The following is a 21,834-nucleotide window of genomic DNA, read 5'->3' as shown; positions in this document are numbered from 1 at the left end:
TCAGACGTTTTTCCGGCAGGATGGTTTTGCTGGACGCTGTCGGAACTGCGGTCTCTCCCATGAATCAACATCTTTCCCACCGCGCCGTCCTGTCCTTCACAGGTGCGGACCGGAGCAGCTTTCTTCAGGGCCTCATCACGAATGATGCCCTGAATCTCGCGCCCGCGACCTCTGTCTGGAGCGCACTTCTGACGCCGCAGGGCCGCTGGCTGAGCGAATTTTTCCTGTATGAAGCATCCGACCGTATCCTGATGGATTGCGCGGTCGATCATGCCGACATGCTGGCCAAACGCCTCTCCCGTTTTCGCCTTCGCGCGGATGTGCAGATCAAAAAAACAGACCTGCACGTCATCACTGGCGCAGAGAGCCGCCCCGTTCCGCCCGATACGATCACACATGCCCCGGACCCACGCTGTGATGGCGCGGGCTGGCGGGCCATCGTGATCGGAACCGGGCAAGGTGGCGAGACGCCTGAAGAATTTCTGGCACGCCGCCTCACGCTGGGCCTGCCAGACGTCATGGATTTCGAGAGCGAGCAGACACTAGCTCTGGAAGCAGACATGGACCTTCTGAATGGCGTCTCATGGAAAAAAGGCTGCTACATGGGGCAGGAACTGACCGCCCGCACCCATTACCGCGGCCTCGTCAAACGCCGCCTGCTGCCCGTTATGCTTTCGGACGGGACGTTTCCCGATGAAGGCGGCATCATTATCGCGGGAGACCGCGAGGTTGGAGACATCCGCTCCCGCAGCGGCAATCGAGCACTCGCAATGCTGCGACGGGACGCATGGTCTTCCCCCGAACTGACCTGCAACGGACAACCGCTTTCTGTCGTCTGGCCCGCCTGGTTCCTACCGGAAATGCGTTGAGGAGATGCGTTCGTGACCTATACCCCCCCTTCTCCAGCGATTGTCGATGACATCATCGCGCAGGTGAAATTCGATGCGAACGGCCTGATTTCAGCCCTCGCGCAGGCGCCGGACGGCATGGTGCTGATGCTGGCGTGGATGAATGCGGATGCCCTGCGCGAGACGCTTCTGACCGGTCGTGTCTGTTACTGGTCCCGCAGCCGCCAGAAACTGTGGCGCAAGGGGGAGACCTCGGGCCAGCAGCAGAAACTGATCGAAGCGCGGCTCGACTGTGACATGGACGCTATTCTCATGATCGTGGATCAGACCGGTGTGGCCTGCCATACGGGCCGCCGGAGCTGTTTCTATCATGGCGTGACGCCGGACGGACTGCGCGATACCGCACAGCCCGAAATCAGCGCCGAAGAGCTTTACGGACGCTGAGCAGCCTGACCCGACAGGCTCCAGCCCGGTACGAGGAACGTAGCCGGGCAACCATTCTGGTCGTCCGGTGAAGACAGATAAGCGCCCTCATAGGGGAAGCGCGACAGCTTCTTCGGGTCCAGCGTGAACCAGAGCTGCGTCAGGACCATCTGTCCGTTATGCGCGGGCTCGCAGCGGACCTGCAGCGCCCGGTCGTCATGCACGTTCATCAGGCGCGAGAACATGGCGAGAAGATCGTCGCGCTTGACCTGAAAACTCTCCTGCTGCGACAGCCACACTCCGAAAGCCGACGCCGCGAACCGGTCCCGCAGTTGCATGGATGTGACGAAAAAGCTGTCCGCGTCATAGCCGAAGCAGCGGGCATGCTTGGTGTATTCATGAACATAAAGCGGCTTTTTCAGATGCGGCACGACACCGCGCAGCGCCTCGACCGTCGTAGGCAGGAGCTGGGGCGGGGTGTTGTCATGATCGTAAATATCGCAACCCTTCGACCACCATTCCTGCACCGGCACGCCCTGCGCCTCCAGAGCATGCGGTTCCGAGGCCCACAGCCCATGCAGACCAATCGAGATCCGATGCGTCTGGTCCCATTCGCACCCGCCGCCCGTGGCGCAGAACCCCGGCTGCCAGGTCAGCGCCAGAGTGTCATGCCGGAAATCGGTATGGGCCATGGGCGTAAGCGAAGGCCCGGTTGGCGCTTGAGAAACACAGCCTGCCATCAAAAAGAAAGCAGCAAGAACGGAACGCTTCACGCAGAAAGCCCTTTGGCATGATGGGTCAAATGGTCGGCAATAAAGCTCTGCACAAACCAATAGGAATGGTCATAGGCGGTATGGCGACGCAGTTCGAGCGCCTGTTTACCCTCTTTTGCCGCCGCCTCCAGCGCGTCGGGGCACAGATCTGCCAGATATTGATCCATCAGCCCCTGATCCACGAGAATGGTTGAGGGATGCGTGCGCCCTGAGCGCAGAAGCAGCGTGGGATCGCAGCTCTGCCATTTCGCCGGATCGCCACCGAAATACGCATCGAACGCTTTCTGACCCCAAGGAACCGTACTCGGATGGCAGATCGGCGCAAAGGCCGAGACCGTCTTCCAGCGGTCGGGATATTTCAGCGCCTGTATCAGCGCGCCCATACCGCCCATGGAATGTCCCATGATGCCGCGTCGGGTACCATCCAGCGGATACAGCCGCTCTGTCAGGGCCGGAAGTTCCTCCCCGACGTAGGTTTCCATGCGGTAATGACGGCTCCAAGGCGCGGAGGTGGCGTCGATATAGAAGCCGGCCCCTGATCCCAGATCATAGGCGTCATCCTCGCCCTCGATCCCCGTATGACGCGGGGACGTGTCGGGCGCGACCAAAGCGATGCCGTGTTCGGCGGCAAAACGCAGGGCATTGGCCTTGATGAGGAACGTCTCCTGTGTCGCCGTCAGCCCGGCGAGCACATGAATGACCGGAACCTTCTGCCCCGCCAGCGCCTCTTTCGGCAGAAACACGCCGAAAGTCGCGGGCACGCCGAGCGCCTCTGAGTGGTGTCGTACGAACCGCAGTGAGCCGTCGAAACAGGCGTGATGGGCCAGAACTTCAAGATCCGACATGCTCAGTACTCCACGACAGTCCGGATGCTTTCGCCGCGGCTCATCATGTCAAAGCCCAGATTGATGTCCGCCAGCTTCAGCTTGTGCGTAATCAGGGAGTCGATATCGATCCGGCCCTCCATGTACCAGTCCACGATTTTCGGCACATCAGTCCGGCCGCGTGCGCCACCGAAGGCCGATCCGATCCAGCGGCGTCCCGTCACGAGCTGGAACGGCCGCGTGCTGATTTCCTGTCCGGCACCAGCGACACCAATGACGCACGACACGCCCCAGCCGCGATGCGCGCTCTCCAGCGCCTGACGCATCAGGGTCGGATTGCCGACACACTCGAATGTGTAGTCTAGACCGCCCCCCGTCATCTCGATCAGATGCCCAACAAGGTCTCCATTCGGTCCCAGTTCCTTCGGGTTCACAAAATCCGTCATGCCGAACTGGCGCGCAATCGCCTCGCGCTCGGGATTGATGTCGATGCCGATGATCCGGTTCGCCCCGACCATTTTCGCACCCTGAATGACATTGAGCCCAATGCCGCCCAGCCCGAACACCGCAACCGTCGAACCGGCTTCAACCTGCGCCGTAAACAGCACAGCCCCGATGCCCGTCGTCACGCCGCAGCCGATGTAGCAGACCTTATCGAACGGTGCGTCGGATCGGATTTTCGCCAGTGCAATTTCCGGCAGCACCGTGAAATTCGCGAAGGTCGAACAGCCCATATAATGATGGATCGGCTGGCCTTTGTAAGAGAAACGCGACGTGCCATCCGGCATCAGCCCCTTACCCTGCGTACTGCGAATGGCCGTACACAGATTGGTCTTGCGCGACAGACAGGACGGACATTCCCGACATTCAGGTGTATAGAGCGGAATGACATGATCGCCGGGTCTGAGATGCTTCACCCCGGCCCCGACCTCCCGAACGATGCCCGCTCCTTCATGGCCCAGAATGGCCGGAAACAGACCTTCAGGGTCCTGACCGGACAGCGTGTATTTGTCGGTATGGCATAGCCCTGTGGCCATGATCTCGACCAGAACTTCCCCGTCGCGTGGGCCTTCAAGCTGAACCGTATCGATTTCCAGCGGCCGACCGGCCTCGAACGCAATGGCTGCGGTCACGTCCATAACATCACTCTCCTCTGAAACGGTGAGAACAGGGTGTCGTATCGGAGGGCATGGCGGCAAGAGGTGCGGCTGCAAAAGAAAGTAAAAAGACAGACACCCTTTGCTGTTGGCCGGACAGACTGTTCGCCGCTACGCTCGACACGGACTTGTCTGCGTATTCCGCCCATCCGAGGAGACAGCCGTTTGATCGTCAACCGTCCACATGGACTGGCCATTCTTTTCCGGGAATCCCTGCCCCCGTTGTTCATCCTGACGCTGTGGGATTTCGTGGTGGTCATCCTGTTCCAGATCTATCATCAGGACTGGATGGAGCAGCCCTCCCTGCCGGTGCCGCTCATGGGTACCGCGCTGGCCATCTTCCTGAGCATGCGCAACAACGCCGCCTATAACCGCTGGTGGGAAGGCCGAACCCTGTGGGGCGCGATCACCAATAACTGCCGCTCTTTCGGACGTGAAGCCGCAACACTGCTGGGAGGTCGGCCGGATCTGGCCCGCGCCATGGCTGCGTATCCGCACGTCCTGCGCGCTGCTCTCAGAGGAGATCCGCCCAATGAAGACGCCAAAAGGCTCCTGGCGCCAGAAATGTATGAGAAGATTTTTTCCTGCTCGAACACCGCCAACATGCTGCTTTATCAGATCGGGCTTGGTGTCCGTGAGGAAGTTGAGCTACGCGGAATCGACGGCGCCGTTCACGGTACGGTAGACCGCATCCTGTCAGATATCGCCAACGCACAGGGCGGTCTTGAGCGCATCAAGAACACGCCCCTTCCTGCGCAGTATTCCATGCTGCCCGAAATCGCGACGCATCTGTTCTGCATCATCCTGCCGCTCTCCGCCGTACAGACCCTCGGCTGGATCACGCCGCTTGGATCCAGCATCATCGGGATGCTGTTCCAGATGCTCGACCGCAGCGGCCGCGATCTTCAGGAGCCGTTTATAAAGAGTGTTCACGCCCTGCCCATGCTCACCATGGCGCGCACGATCGAGCGCGACCTGCTCCAGCCAATCGGCGATACACCGCCCCCGGCCATTCAGGCCAGCAACGGCGTCCAGCCCTGAGGCAGTAGTAAAAAGCACTCCGGGGCCGAAAATACCTCTTGCGATCAGACAAGACAGCAAGGGGTTTTTCTGCTATGAACCGAGCCTATGAACACGTTCAAAAGCCCCCAGAAGGGCGGCATGACCGATGAAATGGCTCGTGTCGCAGCCAACAATACGGCCCGTCAGACCGATCCCGAGCAGGATGCTGACCCTTTCCACGAAGGTGACTCCATTGTCTACGCCGCTCATGGCGTTGGCCGCGTGGAAAAGATCGGCATGGTCGAAGTCGCCGATACCGTGATCGAGATGATCCAGATCTCTTTCCCCGGCAACCAGATGATGCTGCGGATCCCCCTCGCCAAAGCCCGCAAGGCCGGTCTGCGCAAGATCGTCACGCGCGATATCGTCGACAAGGCGATGACCGTCATCAAGGGCAAGCCGCATGTCAGCAAGGGCATGTGGGCCCGTCGCGCAGTGGCCTATCAGGAAAAAATCAACTCCGGCGATCTGATCCAGATTGCAGAAGTGCTGCGCGACCTGCGTCGCAATGTGGATAGTCTTGATGGCAGCTTCTCGGAACGTAAGCTGTTCGAAGCCGCGCAGGAACGCTTCGTGGCCGAGGTTGCGGTTCTGGAAAATGCCGATCCGGCACAGGTTCTTGAAAACCTGACCAAGACGATGAAGGCCGCCTGAAACGCGGCCTGGGATGCGGTTTGAAAAGCCTGCATTTCTTCAATATGGATCAGGGTGTGGTTTTCTTCGCATCCCGGACGGGGTTTCTCGCGTTGGCGACACGAGAAACCTTTTCCGTGATGTGTTTTCAGTCACGGTTTCAAACCTGCATTCCAAAGGAGAGGTGAGGCCATATGCCTGCCCCTTACAAAAACCGTTTCGCCGGCAAGAAAGTCCTCGTTACCGGGGCATCCCAGGGAATTGGCGAGGCCACCGCGCTTCGTTTTGCCGAAGAAGGCGCGCAGGTCGCCCTCAACGGCCGCAAGGAAGACAAGCTGATCGCCGTCCGCGACAAGCTGCCCAAAGTCTCTGGCGGAGAACACCCGATCGCCACGGGTGATATTTCCAAGGAAGACGACGTCAAGCGTCTGGTGGCCGACAGCATCAAGGCCATGGGTGGTCTGGACGTTCTGGTCTGCAATGCGGGCTATCAGATCCCGTCCCCTTCCGAAGACATCAAGCTCGAAGATTTCGAAGGCGTGATGGCCGTCAACGTCACGGGCGTGATGCTGCCATGCCGGGAAGTCATTCGCTACTGGCTGGAGAATGGCATCGAGGGCGCGATCATCGTGAACTCCTCCGTTCACCAGATCATCCCTAAACCGCATTATCTCGGCTATTCCGCCTCCAAAGGTGCGGTTGGCAACATCGTCCGGACGCTGGCGCTAGAATATGCAGGGCGTGGTATCCGGGTGAATGCCGTGGCACCGGGCGCCATCGTAACGCCGATCAACATGTCGTGGATCAACGATCCGGAGCAGTACAAGGCCGTTTCAAGCCATATTCCGATGAAGCGTCCCGGTGAAAGCCGCGAGATCGCAGACGCCATTACCTTCCTCGCCGCGGAGGACAGCACCTACATCACGGGCCAGACCCTGTATGTCGATGGTGGTCTGACCCTCTATGGCGATTTTGAAAAGAACTGGTCCTCGTAATCCAAATGCCCTCTTCCCTGACTGTCCTGCTGATCGAAGACGATTTCCTCATCCGGACATGTCTGGCGGAATTTCTGCTGGATAATGGCCTGACAGTCAGGGAGGCGGATCATTGCGCCGAAGCCCGCGCCATCATCGGCGCGGAGCCTAAACTCGACGCCCTCGTGGCGGACATGACCCTTCCGGACGGGGATGGCATGACGCTTGTCCAGCCTGCCCGGGAACGCTGGCCGGACCTTCCGGTCATTTATATCAGCGGTCATGGGGATTTGCGCCGGGGGGAAACATCCGGTGACCCGGCCCGAGACCGTTTCATCTCAAAGCCTTATACGCTAGCCAGTATTCTGGAGGCTCTTGAGGATATGACATCAGCGGCCTCGGACTAGGAGATCCGCATGTCCGACAGTCTGGACAAATCCGCCCTCGATACTCCGGTCCCCACGATCGAGGACAACCAGCCTGACCCATCGGACGTTCTGAACCGCGCACAAAACGCCATGACCCGTGGCGCTCCGGAAGAAGCCCTCGCCATAGCGCGCGCGCCTCTTGATGGAACGCCTGAAATCCCGGCCCTGCATTACGTCAGGGCGCGGGCATATTTTCATCTTCGCCGCTATCAGGACTGCGCGGTGGAGCTTGAAGAGGCCAGTACGAATACAGGGCCTCATGCGATTTCCCTGCTGCTGGATGAAGCAGTTGCCATGCGGCGGCGGGAAGATCTTCTCCCGCTTCTGAAAATCTGCCGCAAGCGCAAACCTGACGATTTTCGCCTGATGAATGCCGGAGCCGCCGTCCTGATCCAGCTTGCACGGTTTGATGAGGCCGAACTGCTCCTGCGCCTGAGCCTGCAACGACGCCCCGAAGATCCGGCCACCCTTAATCTGCTCGCTTTGCTCCTGACAGAAACCGGTCGCTTCGACAGCGCGCTATCAGTCATGGCCCGTTTGCGGGACGCGGACCCGCAGGATTGGGAGCCGCTCTGCAATATGGCCTGCATTCTCAGCAATATGGGCCGGATGGAAGAAGCCGCCAATCTGTACCGGCAGGCCGTTCCGATGGCGCCCCAGAATGCCCGCCTGCGCCTGAACCATTCCATCACCATGCTCAAAAGCGGCCGCATGGCGCAGGGCTGGACGGAGCATGAATGGCGCTTCGGCCTTCCCGGCCATACCAGCATACCGCTGGATCGCCTCCTGCCCAACATTTCTCCATCACTGGACCTGAGGGGCAAGCGTGTTCTCATCACGCAGGAGGAAGGTCTGGGCGATACGCTTATGTATCTGCGCTACATCCCGCCCCTCGCCCGTACGGGTGCCATTATTCATATCTGGGGTACGGAAACGCTGGCTGCGATCTGCGAACGCGTGGCCGGGGTTTTGGAAGTGCAGTTCGGTGGTGAGACGCCCGATTATGACTATCACTGCCCGTTCATCAGCCTGCCCCGAGCTTTTTCGGGAACGCCGGATGCCATGGGAGCACCCGTCCCGTATCTCAGTGCCGATCGCCGGAAGGCCGAAGCATGGCGCCAGCGGTTTCAGGACGACCACAAGCTGAGGGTTGGGCTGGTCTGGGCCGGTGCGGCGCGCCCCGAGGATACGGCGGCTCTTATGGTGGATCGTCAGCGCTCCATGCCGCTCTCGGAACTTGCACCTCTGGCCGGGATCGAAGGTGTGAGCTTTTATTCCCTTCAGAAAGATACCCCTGCCGAACAGATCCCGGATTTTCCGGCTGCGCTGGTGAATGTCATGCCGGAATGTCACACGATGGATGACACGGCAGCCCTGATGGTGAATCTCGACATCATCGTCTCGGTCGATACATCAGCCGTTCATCTGGCCGGGGGTCTCGGCAAACCCGTCATCATGATGGACCGCATTAACAACTGCTGGCGCTGGCTGCACGGGCGGGACGACACGCCTTGGTATCCACAAATGCGGATCGTCCGCCAGACACGGTTTCAGGAATGGTCGGACGTTGTGGCGCGGGTCAAGCAGCTTCTCGAAGACGCCGTTGCTGCCCGCCGCCACAAATCTCAGTAACTGTAGCCATAGGACAGGCCGATGCTCGACCCCGGATCGTTCTCCGGCGTCGTGAAGCCCGTGACCTGACCACCCGTTCCCACCGTCGTGTTGAACTTCAGGCGCTTCGTCAGGTCGATCTGCACCTGAGCCTGTGTGCCCGAGCCGGATGTCGCCTGTTTGGCGCCGACATAGACGCCCTTCATGACGTATTTTCCGGCCTCGACACTGGTGCCCCCGTTATCGACACCGCTGCCCCCGCCAACAGCCAGACGGTCCAGCCCTAGCAGGTTCTGAACCTTGGCCAACGGATCAAACGCCGAACCGCCTGCAAGCTGCACCACCGCCGCACCCAGTTCCGCAAGCTGCGTGGTGGACAGCGAATGCGTGTCTGTTCCGAACAGCAGGATGGACAGGACCTGATCGCGCGGCAGGCTGGGCGAGGAGACGAAATCGAGCTTCGGCGCGCTGGCATAACCCGTCACCAGAAGGCTTGCGAGCGTGCCGCTGGCATTGCGGTCCGCCCGGAAATCCAGCGTCGGATCGAGTTTATGGTTCACGCCCGAGCCGTTGAACGCCACGCGCCCGTTCGTGAAGTTGAGATTGATCCCACCCAGATTGAAATTGCCGCGCTTGAGATCAAAGCCTCCATTGATCAGAGGCGCCGCACTCGTCCCGCGAATCCGCAGACGCCCCTGCATTTCAGCGAACACACCGTGCCCGCGCACGAAAAACTCGCCGGGCGAAATCACATCCACGCCCAGTCCGATAATCAGGCTCGATCCCGTTTCGGAGGCTGGCTTCTGCCCCGGACGGATCACGTCCAACTGCGGCACGGAGGCGGGCATGGAATTCGGAATATTGACGGTCGCATTGGGAATATTGACCTTCCCGTCCACATCCAGCCGTGTCGTGGCCTGACCGTGAATGTGCAGATCGGTATTGATCGTGGCGGTCAGCAGTTCGCTGGATACGGGACGGGCCTTGTCGGACGTAATGTGCAGATCAACGGGAAGATCGGGCCGGAAAGCTCCGACAGTGCCGTCGAGCGTGATCGTGCCGGGCCCTGCATGGGCGATGATGTGGTTGACGTTGATCGTATCCCCCGCGGCAACGAGCGCCCCGTTGATCCGGCTGAGATGCACGCCCTGCGCGTAGTTGTCGAAAGAGGCGTTCTCCAGCCCGATCTGGCCCGATGCCCGCGGCTGCGCGGCTGTCCCCGCGACATTGAGGTTGATGCCGATTTTCCCGGCCACAGCCATGCCGTTCGCGCCCAGAACGGCATTTCCAACCGACAGATCGACATGCCCCGTGGTTGCAAGGGCGATCGCACCCGTTTTGGAAAGCGGCGCGGTTCCGTGGACGGCCAGCGCGACGGACGGGCCTGCACCAAATGTTGCATCCACCTTCGCGGAATGGCCCGCAAGGCCGATATTTGCCAGAATTTGCGCCGCCGGGAGGGACGCCGCCGGGCCGGTCTTCATCCGCAGATCACGCCCGTTCAGCGAGACCGTTCCGGTTGGCGCGTCCAGCGTACCGCCCAGTTTTGCTGCAAGCGAGATCGCACCCGTTGCGGAAAGATCCGGCGCAAAAGGCTTTGCGATGGCGGGTGTGAGGTGATCCAGCCGCGCGGTGAGCGCGAGTGCGGGTTTGAACGTTCCGGCAATATCAACCGTTGCGGGCGCTACACCCTGCGGCGCAAGAGTCGCCAGAAGATGATCCACACCCATCGTATCGCCAAACGATACCACCGCAGGGCGGCTCAGACGCAGGCTCTCTCCCTTGACCAGAGCCGCCAGTCGGCCGAGGCGCACCGTCTTTTCGGGGACGTTCAAAACAAGGGCGGTGTCGATATTGGCCGGGGCATCCATCACGTTCTGGAAAGCCGCATTCAGCGCGACGGCCATTGCGGTCTGAGGTCCCTTGATCGTGGCGTGTGCCCTGCCCGTCATGGCCTGATAGCGCAGTCCGGCGAGATCCAGCACCAGAGAGGGTTCTGGCGCATCAATCGGGTTCGCGATGGTTCCGCTGACCTTCAGAGACTGGACGGCGGCCTGCGCCATCCCCAGCATGCCGTCCAGCCCGACCTTGACGACAGGCGGCGCGCCCTCGGTCTCCGTCGTGTGCAGTCCCAGCGTCAGATGGCCGGAAATCGCCTGTCCAATCAGACGGCGGAAATCACCCAGATTGCGGATCGAGACGTCCAGATCCCCGAGCGGCACCTTCGCCCCTTTGGGGAGGCGCAGCTTGCCTTTGCCGCTCAGGCTGTTCCAGTCCAGCGTGTTGAGATCCAGATGATAGGCTCCTGCGTCGTCCTGCTGGAACGCGGTATCAAGCACCAGTGGCGCATGATCGAGCGTCCCCTTGGCCGTCAGCACGCCTGCCGGATGAGACGGCAGATGCTGGACATCGGCATGGAGCGCCACAGGGCCTTTCGCCACGTCTTTCGTGCCGAACTCTCCGCTCAGATCGGCTTTGACCGCCAGATCGTCGGTCGGACCATCGGCCGTGGCGGTCAGCGTCGTGTTGCCAAGAATGGCGGGGCTGGCTTTTGCAAGATCCGGAAGCTGAACGGAAGCCTTCGTCTGCATCCGGTTGCCATGCGCCATGTCGATCACGGACGACACCAGCATGTGCAAAGCCGCCCCATCCAGCACGAAACTTTTCAGCGTCAGGACATTGGCTGGAGATTTGGCTAGGTCGAGCGAGAATGTACCGTTTTTCCCGACCAGATTCAGGGCCTGCGGCTGGCCGCCCGTGATTGCAAGCGTTCCTGTGCTTTTCAGCGTCAGGTCATCCTGTTTCGTGACCGGCATGGCAAAATCGGCATGCAGTCCGGCTGTGCCGCTGAGATCCGTGCTGCCCATTGCCGCCAGCGGATGCAGATCCGGCAGAGCGAGGTCCAGCTGACCTTTCGGCGCAGGCTTCAGATCCGCCGTTGCCGCGGCGTGCAGGAGCGGATGATCCAGCTTCGCCACGACCGGGACAGAGGCCGCCAGCGGATGCGCCAGAACGTCCAGCGTCAGCGGTGCGGACGCCAGAAGCGTGGGTTGAGACCCCGGAATGCGCAGGCCATCCAGCACAGCCGCCAGATGGGCGGTCGTGTCCTCAGCCCGTGCGCCTTCCACACCGTCAAACCGCGCATGCAGATGCCCGATTCCGGCGCCTGCTGCGGTCAGGGCATCGATATCCAGCACGCCCTGACCGTTCGGCGCCATGAGCGGGCCATGTAGATCCGTGTCCAGCGCAATACTGCTCCACGCAATGCCCGGACGCAGCGTCATGGACGGCGCATCCGCCTTCACATGCAGGTCCGCAACCATGCTCAGCAGGTTTATCGTTCCGCTGGCGACGGCCTTCACCGGCCCCGCACCCAGACCGAAATCCAGCACAGCCGCCGTGCGAGGCCCGTTGAGATTCAGATGTAGATCCAGCGGGTCAAGCTGCGGCATCTGGCCCAGCGTGGTGGCAAAGCCATTTTCGCCTTCCTGATATCGCATGCCCACCGCGATGCGGCTTTTAGGCGTCTGGACACCAAGCGACAGATTACCCGGCTGATCCAGCCGCTTCAGGGCCAGAGCGATGTCCATGACCGGGAGCGTACGCATCGTCACGCCATCCAGAAACGGCGCGATGCTGTGGATATGGGCGTGTCCGTCCGCCGAAAAGACAGTCGGAGTGACGGTATAATCCCGGCTGACTTCCAGCCGTCCGACATGCAGCGATGCCAGATCGACCCGCAGATGCAGCTTTGACGGCGCAGTACTGGCAGGTGTCGGCTGCGCAGGCGTGGTGTCGGGGGCCGACACCATCTTGCGCAGAACGGCCACACGCGATGCGCTCAGATTGTTAATCTTCGCATCCAGATGCAGCAGCGACAGCGGCGACCAGCGCAGGTCCGCGTTGTCCAGTTCGATCCAGGGGCCTTTCTCATCCTTGATAAGGAGTTTCGTCACCGAGAGATGTTGCGGCAGAAAGCCCGAAAGCCCCGAAATCTCGACCATACCGCCTGTCAGCGGGCCAATCTTCCGCTCGATCAGCCGCTGGCCAGCAGACAGGTTGATCCCGACCAGAACGCCCGTGACTGCCACGGCAACCAGCCCCGCAGGGACGATGACCAGACCGGCCGCGACACGGAGAAGAACCTTGCGAACCCGCATCAGAACGTCTCCCCAAGGCCGAAATACAATTCCCATTTATCGCCCTGCGGCGGCCGGTTCATCGGGAGCGCCACGTCCACACGGATCGGGCCGATCGGCGTGAAATATCGCACCCCACCGCCATATCCGACCCGGAGCGTTCCCTGCCCCGGCCTTGATCCTGTCCCGACCTGCCCGGCATCCACGAACCCGGCAACACCCAGATTCATTGGCAGACGCTGGCGAAACTCGACACTCCCCGCATCCATGGACGTCCCGCCGATCGCATATTTTGTGCGGCCGTATTGCGGCCCCACGCCCTGATAGCGGAAGCCGCGCACTGTTGCCGGACCACCGGCATAAAGCCGCTGATCGGGCGGGATCTGATAGGTCGACGCGCCCTGCACGGAGCCGACGATGCCTCTGACCGCGATCACACTGCGACCGGGCCTAGAAATCCCGAGATGGTGCAGATCGAAATAGGTCGAGGCTTGTGCAGAGAGAAGCGTGAAGAACGTCGAGCCGCTTTCCAGCGATTCCGATGGCGTGATGGACAGTGATGCCCGCACGCCATGGGTGGCCGGGTCAATCGGGTTGGTCAGACGCGTGTTGTCGAATGTCGCATTCAGGGGGGCTGCGACGATGAAATAGCTCCGTGTGTCGCCGAACTGCTTGATCTGCTCCTGCTCGCCCATCAGGCTGCCCGAGAGATTCCAGTATTTCCCCACATGACGGTTCAGCCCTGCACGGGCGATGATGGCGGTCTGATGATAGGAATAAAGAAGCTGGCGGACGCCTTCGAGGCGCACGCTGAGATTCTGTCCTTTAGACAGGAAGTCCGGCTTCATGAAATCTGCATAGACATCATAGCCCAGCCCCTGCTGTGCGGAGCCGCCAAGCCCCGTGACCAGAGCTGTCAGTTTTAGCTGCTCGGCATTGCCGAACAGATTGTGATGCGTCCAGCTTGCGCCCAGACGGCCACCGAGATCGGTCGAATAGCCAACTTCAGCGGACAGCGTACGCCGCTTGGCTTCCTTGAAGCTGAATTCTATGGGCATAGCCTGAAGAATTCCCGGCATCAGGGTGCGGCTGGGCGGCAGGGTAATGATGGGCGGGGCATTGCGAACCTGCACGGACGCGAACACACCCGTACTCACCAGATCCTGACGCGCGGCCTCGATCCGGGAGGGGCGATACAGTTCGCCCTCCTTCAACTCCAGCCGGTTACGCAGGAAACTCTGGTTGGTATGGACCAGCCCCTCCATTCCTATGGGACCAATCACCACCCTTGGCCCGCGCTGGACGCGGAACACGATGTCGAGCTTTTGGGTCTGAGGCTCCAGATAGGCCACGGGCGTCGAGACACTTGCGGTCGCGTAGCCGTCTTCCTGGAGCTGGTTGAGCAGGGTGTTCTGAGCGGCCAAAACGGTCTCGGCCACTGCGGGCTGGCCGGAGGACAGGTTGAATGCCTTACGCTCATCTGGTGCGAGCGTGACGGACTGAGACTGTGCAACGGCCTGCGCGAAGGTCACCGGAGCTGCGTCGGCAGGGGCTGCTTCCGGCGGGGTTTTGGCTTTGGACGCAGGCGCCTTCGCGACGGGCGTTTTCACGGTTTGAGACCCTGCTACGGGTGCCGGTGCGGCAACCTTTTCGAGGGGCGCAAGGAGCGCGATGCTTCCAAGACTGAAACGTGGTCCGAGCGTGCTGGAAATCGTGATGGCGACTTTCTGGTTTTTTTCCAGTGCCTTGAGAATGTCCGGCAAAGACGGGTCCTTGCCGTCCACGACCCGCGTCCCGACCTTGACGCTGATCTGCACGGAACCCGCATAATAGCCTTGCGATTCCAGCGCGATATTCACCCGGTCATAATCGCTGCGGATCCGCCCGGCGAGCGCATAGGCCCCGACGGCATGGGATGCTTGAAGGGACTCAAGCTGGGATGATGCGCTGATCGCGGCATCCAGTTCCGGATGCTTCGTGGGGGTCAGTGTCACGGTGTAAGGGATGGCGGGCTCGGAAGTGCCATCTGAAACCGGCTGAGCGGTCGCAGCCGTTTTGGGTGCCTTCGCATACAGGGGCAACGGCGCACAGAACACCGTTACGACACCCAGCATGCAGGACATCGAAACGACTGATACAGAATAAGAAACTGAGCGGCGGCCTGACTTCACCGTGCGTCCTGAAAATCTGTCTTGAGGGTATTTCCGGCCTGTAAAAGCCGGATACGGGCGCGCAGACCGAACGACAGGACTGCATAATCCGAGGAACCTTGCACGGCGCTCCCTGTCAAGCCCTTCACGACGGAGACAGCCCGGAAAAATGCTCTGTTTGAAGGCATGGAAACAAACAAGATTGTGTCGTCCCTGCGAAAACCGTATCACTCAGCACCCATGTCCCATCGTGATGCCAAGACCCCGAAGAGCCGACGCGGTCACAACCGTCCCGTCGTGGATGAAAATGCCGCCTTTCCGGCTTTTCAGCCGACAACATCCACATCGCTCTACAGCCGTCTGCGCTGTACGCTGCGCCTGTCCCTTGTCCTGATCTGGACGTTCTGGACATGCAGTCTTCAGGCCGTTCTGGTACGTCTGCCCGGGCGGTTAAAAATCATGATGCCGCGCATTTACTGGAGAGGCGTGTGTCGGATTCTGGGCATCAAAACAAAAGTCATCGGCAGCAGCGCGGGCGGCGTGCGGACTGCAAAGGACGTCCGTAACGGCAAGCGCCCGGTGGTCTTCGTGGCCAATCACTGCTCTTGGTTGGATATCGCCATTATCGGCAGCGAGCTTCCTGTCGTGTTCGTCGCCAAGGGTGAGGTCGGCAAATGGCCCCTCATCGGCACGGCATCCCGTCTGGGCCGCACGATTTTCGTCAGCCGCAACCGTCAGGATACCGGCCGCGAGCTTCAGGAAATGGCCGCACATCTGTGGGACGGGGACGATATTGTCCTGTTCCCCGAAGGCACGTCCTCGGACGGCTCGCGCGTTCTGCCTTTCCTGTCGTCGTTTTTCGCGGTCGCGAAACCCGGACGTCTGGAAAAAGTTGGCCTGCCCAAGGCCCCGCCCGTGCTGATCCAGCCTGTTTCCGTCGTTTATGACAGTCTGGAAGGCCTGCCGGTCGGACGAAGCCGCCGGAATGTGTTTTCATGGTATGGCGACATGGACCTTGCGCCGCATCTCTGGTCTTTCGGCCAATGGCGGACCATGGGAGCATCTCTGATGCTACATGAACCGATCACGCCGGATGAGTTCCTCTCCCGCAAGGACCTGTCCCGCGCGACGTACGAGGCCGTCAATACCGGCGCAGCAGACCTCCGCCGCGGCCAGCCCAAAGCGGCCGGAGCCTGAAATGCAGGCTGCAATCCGGTCTGCCATCAGGTTTATCTTGACTTGAAGCCTGCCTCCACGCCACTTTCGGATTATGACACGGCGGCAACCCGGCTTTCGTGTCCGGAGGTGGTATTACCCATTCAGGCCCGTCTGATCATCCGTCGGCCCGTTGCGCTCGGCCAGCCGTTCTCCGGAACAGGCTTGACCCCGAGGATGTCTGCCCCGATGTGTGTGCCTGATTCTGCCATTCCCGGACCGAGACCTTGACCGCCACGCCGACTTCCCCAGCCATGCCCGCTTCTTCCGATCCCGCGTCTGCCGTGCAGCCTCCGCGCGGCCTTCATGTCATCACATGGGGCTGCCAGATGAATGTGTATGACAGCGCGCGCATGGCCGATGTCCTGCGTCCGCTGGGATACAGTCCGGTCGAGCGTCCCGAAGACGCGGACATGGTCATTCTCAACACCTGTCACATCCGCGAGCGGGCGACGGAGAAGGTTTTTTCCGAACTCGGACGCCTTCGCAAGATCCGCGACGAGCGCATCGGAAACGGTCAGGATCGCACCATCATCGCTGTTGCCGGGTGCGTGGCGCAAGCCGAGGGAGAGGTCATCCTCTCCCGCGCGCCTTACGTGGATCTGGTGCTCGGTCCGCAGACCTATCACAAGCTGCCCGAAATGGTGGCCCGCGCCGCCCGTGCCGGTGGCGCCGTGATCGAGACGGACTTTCCGGTCGAGCAGAAATTCGATTTCCTGCCCACGGATGCCGCCCCACAGACACAGGGCAATCTCACGGCGTTCCTCACCATTCAGGAAGGCTGCGACAAGTTCTGCTCCTTCTGCGTGGTGCCCTATACCCGTGGCGCGGAGACGAGCCGTCCGGTTGCTTCAGTTCTGGCGGAAGCGCGGCGGATGGCCGAAAGTGGCGTTCGTGAAATCACGCTGCTCGGGCAGAACGTGAACGCCTATCACGGCGATGACGGCAACGGCGGAAGTGCAACGCTGGCCGGGCTGGTCGAGCAGCTAGCACAGATTCCCGGTCTGGGCCGTATCCGCTACATGACGTCCCATCCGCGCGACGTGGATCAGAGCCTGATCGACGCGCATCGGGACAATCCGGCACTGATGCCGTTCCTGCATCTGCCGGTGCAGAGCGGTTCGGACCGCATTCTCAAGGCCATGAACCGTGGCCACACGGCAGACGAATACCGCGAGAGCGTCCGCAAGCTGCGCGAAGCCCGCCCGGATCTGGCCCTGTCGTCCGATTTCATCGTCGGTCATCCCGGCGAGACGGAAGAGGATTTCGAAGCAACCATGCAGCTCGTGCGCGATATCGGTTTCGCCATGGCCTACAGCTTCAAATATTCTCCCCGTCCGGGCACACCCGCCGCCGGTCAGCCGATGCAGGTGCCCGAGGACGTGAAGGATCGCCGTCTGGCCGAGTTGCAGGCGCTTCTGCGCGAACAGCAGGACGCTTTCAATGCCGACATGGTCGGGACGGTGCAGGAAATCCTGGTGACGAACCGGGGCCGCAAGCCCGGGCAGATCGCCGGGCGTTCGCCTTATCTGCAACCCGTTCACTTCGACGGCCCCGACCATCTGATCGGCTCCACCGTGAAGGTCGCCATCACCACACGCCGCACCAATTCCCTGGGCGGTACCCTGATCCGGGAGACAGCCTCCGCTTGCTGACAACGCACCCGACCCGTCCCGTCGCCACCAGCAGTGGCTCCGAAGGCAACCGCACCGTTGCCCTGCGTTTTAACGACAACATCCTGCTCCAGCGCCTGCTGGGAGACCATGACCGGCATCTTGTCCGTCTGGAGGAAGGATTCAACGTCAAGCTGTCCTGTCGGGGCAACAAGATTGCCATCTCTGGCGAAACGGACACGGTCGGGCGCGCACAGGCGGCCATCATCGCGCTGTACAACCAGCTCGAACAAGGCGGTACGATCGATGCCTCGCAGGTCGATGGCGTCATTCGTCTGACGGCCCTCCCCAGCCGTCCGGAGCGTTCAGTCGATACACGACAGGCCCGCCCGGCTGCTGCGCAGGAGCCTCCTCCGCGCGGCAATGGCCAGCGCCGTCCGGAAAAGGGCCATGGCAAACCGCAGCCCCTGCCCGCCACTCCGTTCGGGGATCTGCCCGCCATCCGGACCAAACGCGGCGTCATCGCGCCGCGCTCGCACGGTCAGGCCGCCTATATGGAAATGCTGGCCAATACCGACATGGTGTTCGGTATCGGTCCGGCTGGCACGGGCAAGACCTATCTCGCAGTCGCACAGGCCGTCGGCATGCTGCTCGCCGGACAGGTGGACCGGATCGTGCTGTCACGCCCGGCCGTGGAAGCCGGTGAGCGCCTCGGCTTCCTGCCCGGCGATATGCGCGAAAAGATCGATCCCTATCTGCGCCCGCTCTATGACGCCCTGCATGACATGATGCCGGGCGATCAGGTGGTGCGCCGTATGGGGACGGGTGAGATCGAAGTGGCGCCGCTCGCTTTCATGCGCGGACGCACGCTTGCTCATTCCTACGTCATTCTGGACGAAGCCCAGAATACGACTGCAGCCCAGATGAAGATGTTCCTCACCCGCATGGGCGAAGGCACACGCATGGCCATTACGGGCGATCTGAGTCAGATCGACCTGCCAAATGGTGTATCATCCGGTCTGCGCGAAGCGGTCGAGACCCTCGAAGGCATCAAGGGAATCGGCATAACGCGTTTTTCTTCCGAAGATGTGGTGCGCCATCCGCTGGTTGCCCGTATCGTCGATGCCTATGAACAGAAAGCGCCAGCCCCCCGGGACGTCTTCCGGAACAGGCTGCGCCGGGAAAACAATGGAACCTCCAAGTCGACACGCCGGCACTGACATCATCATCGAGGACGCGCGCTGGCGCGCCTCGGTGCCGGGAACGGAGCGCGCAATCCGGCGCGCTCTCGTCGCGGTCGCCCGTCAGGGTGGCCCCGATTTCACACAGTCTCCGGCCCCTTCGATCCTTCTGGCAACGGACAGGGTCGTCAAGCGCTTCAATGCGCGCTTCCGGGACAAGAACAAGCCCACGAACGTCCTGACGTTCGAGCCACTTTCGCCGGAGCATGGCGGAGATATCGTTCTGGGCTACGAAACTGTCCGCAGGGAAGCAGATGCCGCACGACGCTCACTGAAGGCGCATCTGTCGCATCTTGTAGTGCATGGCGCGCTGCATCTTGCCGGTTATGATCATCACCACCCCGGTGAAGCTAGGGAAATGGAGGGGATCGAGACCCGGACGCTTCGGTCCCTCGGCTTTGGCGATCCATGGCAGCAGGGCAACGGGCAGATGGCGGGGAGTGTCCGGATATGAGTGACGATACAAACGACCGCTCATCGGAAGAGTCGGGAAAAAGCCGCTCTTCGCGCGGGCTTTTTGGACTTTTCAACCGTCGCAACCGCGATCAGGGCCTGCGCGAATCCATCGCGACGCTTGTTCATGAAGCCAGCCAGCCGACTGAGGACGCCAGTGACGAGCCGGAACTCGACCGGCAGGAACGTTCCCTCATCATGAACGTGCTACGTCTGCGCGACATCACCGCGGATGACGTCATGATCCCGCGCGCAGACATCATTGCCATGCCCGAGGCCCTGCCGTTTCAAGAAGCTCTGGACCTGATGCGCCGGGAAAACCACTCCCGCCTTCCAGTCTATCGCGACCAGCTCGACGACATTGCGGGCATGATCCATGTGAAGGACCTGATCGCCTATGTGGGCGAGCCGGACGCCTTCGACATCCGCCCGCTTCTGCGTCAACCATTGATGATTGCACCCACGATCCCGGTGCTGGACCTGCTGCTCCAGATGCGCCAGCGCCAGATGCACATGGCCCTCGTCATTGACGAATATGGCAGCATCGACGGACTCGTGACGATCGAGGATCTGATCGAAACCATCGTTGGCGACATTTCGGACGAACATGATGACCCGGTGACGACAATGTGGGTTGAGCGTCCGGACGGGTCCTTCGATATCGACGCCCGCCTTCCCGTCCGGCAGCTTGAGGAGCGGCTCGGCGCTGTCCTGACGGATGCCGAACGCGAAGCCGAAATCGAGACGGTTGGCGGGCTGGTGTTCCGTCTGGCCGAACATGTCCCGGCCCGGGACGAGGTTCTGACCCATGAAAGCGGCCTCGAATTCCGCGTTCTGGATGCGGATGCCCGGCATATCCGTGCCCTGCGGATGCGGGTTCCGGAAGGCTGGGAGAACAAACCTCTTCCTACCATCAAGACACAGGAAGACGACCGGGGCTCTTGACGGAGCCGCGTGTTCGTCGTTCGAGTATTTCCATCGATTCCAGCGGAGCCCCGTTCATGCCTGCCGCCCAGCTTCTCGGCCGCCGTACCCTCCTCGCCTCCGGAATGGCTCTCGCGGCCATTGCGGCGGCACCGTTCGCACGGGCGGACGATGTGCCCGCCAGCGACCCGCGCATGGGACCGCGCGTTATCGGCTCGCCGGATGCGAAGATCATCGTGGACGAGTGGTTCTCCCTGACATGCTCGCACTGCGCCCATTTTTCGAAAGAGATCTTTCCGCAGATCCGCAAGAACCTGATCGACACAGGAAAGATCCGTTACCGCTTTCATGATTTCCCGATCGATCAGGTCGCCCTGCTGGCTGCCATGGTAGCCCGCTCCCTGCCAGCGGACCGCTACGAAGCCTTTGTGACGGATCTGCTGGACCATCTGGACGAATGGGCGTTCGCACAGAATATCGATCCAGTTGCCGAACTGAAGAAACGCACTGCCCTGTTCGGGGTGAATTCTGCGGAATTTGACCGGATCAACGCAGATAATGCCCTGCGCGAGGCCATTATCAACAAGCAGGATCACGACGGCGCTTTCCTCCAGATCCAGGGCACGCCATATTTCCGCATCAATGATGTTCCCGCGCCCGACGTGGTCGGGAGCTATGATGATTTCGCAAAAGCAGTCGCAAAGGCTTCCTGAATGACCCGTCTTTCCCTTTCCCGCCGCTTTTTCGTGTCCGCCGCTCCGGTTCTTGCTGTTGCGGGGACCGCTGTTGGTACGGCCCACGCCGCCGATGCAAGCTCCACTGACGCCCGGCTGAGCCCGCGCATTCTCGGCAACCCGAATGCCAAGGTTCTGGTGCAGGAATGGTTCTCGCTGACCTGCACGCATTGTGCGCATTTCGCGACGGAAGAGTTCCCCAAAATTAAGGAAAAGCTGATCGATACGGGAAAGATCCGCTATCAGTTTCATGATTTCTGCGGTGATCGTGTTGGCCTGACAGCGGCCATGGTGGCCCGCTCTCTGCCGGAAGAACGCTACGTTCCGTTCATTGAGGCCCTGTTCTCCAGCCAGATGCAGTGGGCTTTCGCCGCAGGTGGCGACCCGATGCAGCGCCTTCAGCAGATGTCTGCCCTCGCCGGCGTCTCGGCAGCCCAGTTCGACGCCATCAGCAAGGACAATGCCTTCGCCGAGGCGCTGTTCGATCAGGTCAAGAAGGACGCGGACACCTACAACATCCAGGGTACGCCGTATTTCCGCTTCAACAATACGCATTACGACCAGGACCCGGAAACCTACGAAAAATTCGCCGATCTTGTCGCCAAGGCGTCCTAATCCACCTCTCTAGGACC

19 protein-coding genes are annotated in these 21,834 nt (G+C 61.1%); 14 read left to right on the top strand and 5 right to left on the bottom strand.

The window, feature by feature from the left end; genetic code table 11:
- The first annotated feature begins 59 nt into the window (after window positions 1-59).
- Both JK208_RS02790 and hisI read left to right on the top strand, forming a co-directional pair.
- Window positions 60-869: a folate-binding protein YgfZ gene (locus tag JK208_RS02790; protein ID WP_211574237.1), complete on the top strand. Its 810-nt coding sequence runs from the start codon at window positions 60-62 to the stop codon at window positions 867-869.
- Between the two features lie 12 nt (window positions 870-881).
- Window positions 882-1,292, top strand: a complete 411-nt coding sequence (hisI, locus tag JK208_RS02785; RefSeq protein WP_194266440.1) for a phosphoribosyl-AMP cyclohydrolase — start codon at window positions 882-884, stop codon at window positions 1,290-1,292.
- On the opposite strand, the gene JK208_RS02780 is transcribed toward hisI, so the two are convergent.
- From JK208_RS02780 to JK208_RS02770, 3 genes are read right to left on the bottom strand one after another with little or no spacing between them, the layout of a single operon-like run.
- Entirely contained in the window at window positions 1,280-2,044 is a 765-nt protein-coding gene (locus JK208_RS02780) for a ribonuclease T2 family protein (RefSeq protein WP_211574236.1), read from the bottom strand. The genes hisI and JK208_RS02780 overlap by 13 nt on opposite strands.
- Complete coding sequence (gene fghA / locus JK208_RS02775) at window positions 2,041-2,889, bottom strand: S-formylglutathione hydrolase (protein ID WP_211574235.1); 849 nt, start codon at window positions 2,887-2,889, stop codon at window positions 2,041-2,043. The genes JK208_RS02780 and fghA overlap by 4 nt, the downstream gene beginning before the upstream one ends.
- A gap of 2 nt (window positions 2,890-2,891) precedes the next feature.
- The gene (locus JK208_RS02770; protein WP_194261421.1) at window positions 2,892-4,007 is read right to left on the bottom strand and encodes an S-(hydroxymethyl)glutathione dehydrogenase/class III alcohol dehydrogenase; all 1,116 of its coding nucleotides are present in this window, start codon (window positions 4,005-4,007) and stop codon (window positions 2,892-2,894) included.
- A 183-nt stretch (window positions 4,008-4,190) separates the two neighbouring features.
- Here JK208_RS02770 and JK208_RS02765 point away from each other — a divergent pair, with 183 nt between their 5' ends.
- From JK208_RS02765 to JK208_RS02745, 5 genes are all read left to right on the top strand, one after another.
- On the top strand, window positions 4,191-5,066 hold the full coding sequence (locus tag JK208_RS02765; protein ID WP_211574234.1) for a bestrophin family protein: 876 nt from the start codon (window positions 4,191-4,193) through the stop codon (window positions 5,064-5,066).
- Window positions 5,067-5,153: 87 nt separating this feature from the next.
- Entirely contained in the window at window positions 5,154-5,741 is a 588-nt protein-coding gene (locus JK208_RS02760; RefSeq protein ID WP_194261423.1) for a CarD family transcriptional regulator, read from the top strand.
- 173 nt (window positions 5,742-5,914) lie between these two features.
- Entirely contained in the window at window positions 5,915-6,715 is an 801-nt protein-coding gene (locus tag JK208_RS02755) for an SDR family NAD(P)-dependent oxidoreductase (RefSeq protein WP_194261424.1), read from the top strand.
- 5 nt (window positions 6,716-6,720) lie between these two features.
- A complete protein-coding gene (locus JK208_RS02750; protein ID WP_194261425.1) occupies window positions 6,721-7,101 on the top strand; it encodes a response regulator in 381 nt (126 codons plus the stop codon).
- Window positions 7,102-7,110: 9 nt separating this feature from the next.
- Window positions 7,111-8,754, top strand: a complete 1,644-nt coding sequence (locus JK208_RS02745) for a tetratricopeptide repeat protein (protein ID WP_211574233.1) — start codon at window positions 7,111-7,113, stop codon at window positions 8,752-8,754.
- On the opposite strand, the gene JK208_RS02740 is transcribed toward JK208_RS02745, so the two are convergent.
- Together JK208_RS02740 and JK208_RS02735 are read right to left on the bottom strand one after the other, a co-directional pair.
- Window positions 8,748-12,893 (bottom strand): translocation/assembly module TamB domain-containing protein, encoded by a 4,146-nt coding sequence (locus tag JK208_RS02740; protein WP_211574232.1) that lies wholly within the window; start codon window positions 12,891-12,893, stop codon window positions 8,748-8,750. The genes JK208_RS02745 and JK208_RS02740 overlap by 7 nt on opposite strands.
- Entirely contained in the window at window positions 12,893-14,995 is a 2,103-nt protein-coding gene (locus tag JK208_RS02735; protein WP_211574231.1) for an autotransporter assembly complex family protein, read from the bottom strand. The genes JK208_RS02740 and JK208_RS02735 overlap by 1 nt, the downstream gene beginning before the upstream one ends.
- A gap of 267 nt (window positions 14,996-15,262) precedes the next feature.
- On the opposite strand from JK208_RS02735, the gene JK208_RS02730 reads away from it, so the two are divergent.
- From JK208_RS02730 to JK208_RS02700, 7 genes are all read left to right on the top strand, one after another.
- On the top strand, window positions 15,263-16,219 hold the full coding sequence (locus JK208_RS02730; RefSeq protein ID WP_211574230.1) for a 1-acyl-sn-glycerol-3-phosphate acyltransferase: 957 nt from the start codon (window positions 15,263-15,265) through the stop codon (window positions 16,217-16,219).
- Between the two features lie 272 nt (window positions 16,220-16,491).
- Window positions 16,492-17,892: a tRNA (N6-isopentenyl adenosine(37)-C2)-methylthiotransferase MiaB gene (gene miaB / locus JK208_RS02725; protein WP_211574229.1), complete on the top strand. Its 1,401-nt coding sequence runs from the start codon at window positions 16,492-16,494 to the stop codon at window positions 17,890-17,892.
- On the top strand, window positions 17,886-19,070 hold the full coding sequence (locus JK208_RS02720; protein WP_211574228.1) for a PhoH family protein: 1,185 nt from the start codon (window positions 17,886-17,888) through the stop codon (window positions 19,068-19,070). The genes miaB and JK208_RS02720 overlap by 7 nt, the downstream gene beginning before the upstream one ends.
- Window positions 19,039-19,545: an rRNA maturation RNase YbeY gene (gene ybeY / locus JK208_RS02715; protein WP_211574227.1), complete on the top strand. Its 507-nt coding sequence runs from the start codon at window positions 19,039-19,041 to the stop codon at window positions 19,543-19,545. The genes JK208_RS02720 and ybeY overlap by 32 nt, the downstream gene beginning before the upstream one ends.
- A complete protein-coding gene (locus JK208_RS02710; protein WP_211574226.1) occupies window positions 19,542-20,489 on the top strand; it encodes a hemolysin family protein in 948 nt (315 codons plus the stop codon). Before ybeY ends, JK208_RS02710 begins: the two co-directional genes overlap by 4 nt.
- A 56-nt stretch (window positions 20,490-20,545) precedes the next feature.
- Window positions 20,546-21,181, top strand: a complete 636-nt coding sequence (locus JK208_RS02705; protein ID WP_211574337.1) for a thioredoxin domain-containing protein — start codon at window positions 20,546-20,548, stop codon at window positions 21,179-21,181.
- Window positions 21,182-21,817 carry a thioredoxin domain-containing protein gene (locus JK208_RS02700; RefSeq protein WP_211574225.1) on the top strand — a complete coding sequence of 212 codons (636 nt, stop codon included), beginning with the start codon at window positions 21,182-21,184 and terminating at the stop codon, window positions 21,815-21,817.
- Window positions 21,818-21,834: the final 17 nt, after the last annotated feature.

The sequence above is a fragment of the Gluconobacter sp. Dm-74 genome (genome assembly GCF_018256135.1).
Lineage (GTDB): Bacteria > Pseudomonadota > Alphaproteobacteria > Acetobacterales > Acetobacteraceae > Gluconobacter > Gluconobacter cadivus.
This window is presented reverse-complemented; position numbering and strand designations above follow the sequence as displayed.

What these genes read in the sequence shown, in the direction of transcription:
- JK208_RS02790 (WP_211574237.1), top strand. Translation starts at nt 60, where the DNA reads ATGAATCAACATCTTTCCCACCGCGCCGTCCTGTCCTTCACAGGTGCG.
- fghA (WP_211574235.1), bottom strand. Translation starts at nt 2,889, where the DNA reads ATGTCGGATCTTGAAGTTCTGGCCCATCACGCCTGTTTCGACGGCTCA.
- JK208_RS02770 (WP_194261421.1), bottom strand. Translation starts at nt 4,007, where the DNA reads ATGGACGTGACCGCAGCCATTGCGTTCGAGGCCGGTCGGCCGCTGGAA.
- JK208_RS02760 (WP_194261423.1), top strand. Translation starts at nt 5,154, where the DNA reads ATGAACACGTTCAAAAGCCCCCAGAAGGGCGGCATGACCGATGAAATG.
- JK208_RS02755 (WP_194261424.1), top strand. Translation starts at nt 5,915, where the DNA reads ATGCCTGCCCCTTACAAAAACCGTTTCGCCGGCAAGAAAGTCCTCGTT.
- JK208_RS02750 (WP_194261425.1), top strand. Translation starts at nt 6,721, where the DNA reads ATGCCCTCTTCCCTGACTGTCCTGCTGATCGAAGACGATTTCCTCATC.
- JK208_RS02745 (WP_211574233.1), top strand. Translation starts at nt 7,111, where the DNA reads ATGTCCGACAGTCTGGACAAATCCGCCCTCGATACTCCGGTCCCCACG.
- JK208_RS02740 (WP_211574232.1), bottom strand. Translation starts at nt 12,893, where the DNA reads ATGCGGGTTCGCAAGGTTCTTCTCCGTGTCGCGGCCGGTCTGGTCATC.
- JK208_RS02735 (WP_211574231.1), bottom strand. Translation starts at nt 14,995, where the DNA reads ATGTCCTGCATGCTGGGTGTCGTAACGGTGTTCTGTGCGCCGTTGCCC.
- JK208_RS02730 (WP_211574230.1), top strand. Translation starts at nt 15,263, where the DNA reads ATGTCCCATCGTGATGCCAAGACCCCGAAGAGCCGACGCGGTCACAAC.
- miaB (WP_211574229.1), top strand. Translation starts at nt 16,492, where the DNA reads ATGCCCGCTTCTTCCGATCCCGCGTCTGCCGTGCAGCCTCCGCGCGGC.
- ybeY (WP_211574227.1), top strand. Translation starts at nt 19,039, where the DNA reads ATGGAACCTCCAAGTCGACACGCCGGCACTGACATCATCATCGAGGAC.
- JK208_RS02710 (WP_211574226.1), top strand. Translation starts at nt 19,542, where the DNA reads ATGAGTGACGATACAAACGACCGCTCATCGGAAGAGTCGGGAAAAAGC.
- JK208_RS02705 (WP_211574337.1), top strand. Translation starts at nt 20,546, where the DNA reads ATGCCTGCCGCCCAGCTTCTCGGCCGCCGTACCCTCCTCGCCTCCGGA.
- JK208_RS02700 (WP_211574225.1), top strand. Translation starts at nt 21,182, where the DNA reads ATGACCCGTCTTTCCCTTTCCCGCCGCTTTTTCGTGTCCGCCGCTCCG.